Source organism: Novosphingobium sp. 11B (assembly GCF_054589055.1).
Genome location: NZ_BAAILP010000248.1, coordinates 1 through 850, shown reverse-complemented (window position 1 = coordinate 850; position 850 = coordinate 1). Strand labels below are relative to the sequence as shown.

Annotated in this window: 1 protein-coding gene; it reads left to right on the top strand. The window is 63.4% G+C overall.

Annotation, left to right across the window (positions count from 1 at the left end; all coding sequences use genetic code 11):
* On the top strand, nt 1-850 hold an 850-nt coding region (gene tnpC / locus ACYPYD_RS22345), incomplete at both ends, for an IS66 family transposase (RefSeq protein ID WP_459665608.1).

Sequence of the window (850 nt, the reverse complement as noted above, 5' to 3'; positions counted from 1 at the left end):
CAGTGAGGCCCTCGACTGGGTTCCGGCCATCGTACGCGTCATTCGTACCGTTCGCCCTCGCTATGCCTGCCGCAATTGCCGTGAGGGGGTTATTCAGGCACCAGCGCCCCGGCGTGCGATCCCGGGCTCGATGGTTACCACCTCGACGCTGGCCTGGATGGCTACAGCGCGATTTGCATGGTCAATCCCTCTCAACCGGCAGCTTCAGATGCTGGCCGGACAGGGCGCCATCCTCGATCGCGCCCTACCAAGCCGCTGGATGCGCAAGATCGCATGGTGGCTGAGATCTCTGTATGAATTGCAACTCGCGTACATCCACGCGCAATCGCGGATTTTCTGTGACGAGACGCGGATGCCGGTCCTTGAGAAAGGAAGAAAACGAACCCGGATCACGCAGTTCTGGGCACATGCCTGCGATGATGGTCCCTGGTCAGGCCCGGCGCGACCGGCGGTGGCATACATTCACGCGCGCGGCCGCGGGCATGCCGAAGCGCGCCAGCAGCTAGCCGGCTATCGGGGCATCCTCCAGGTCGACGGCTATGGCGCCTACAAGGCGCTGGTCCGCAAGGGGGCGGAAGGGATCGTGCTGGTCTTTTGTCTTGCCCATGTCCGTCGCAAGTTCGTGGACGCCTACCGTAAATCCCCGTCGCCGGTGGCCGCCGCGATCATCGGCCTGATCGGCGAGGTCTACGCGATCGAGGCCCGGGTGCGCGCCAGCAATGCCGCACATCGGTTAGCGGCCCGCCAGGCGGAAACCTGTAAGGTGATGGCTACGATCAAAACGCAGATCGACGACATGCTGCCCAGGCTCTCACCCAAATCCGATCTGGCAAAGGCGATGCGCTACACC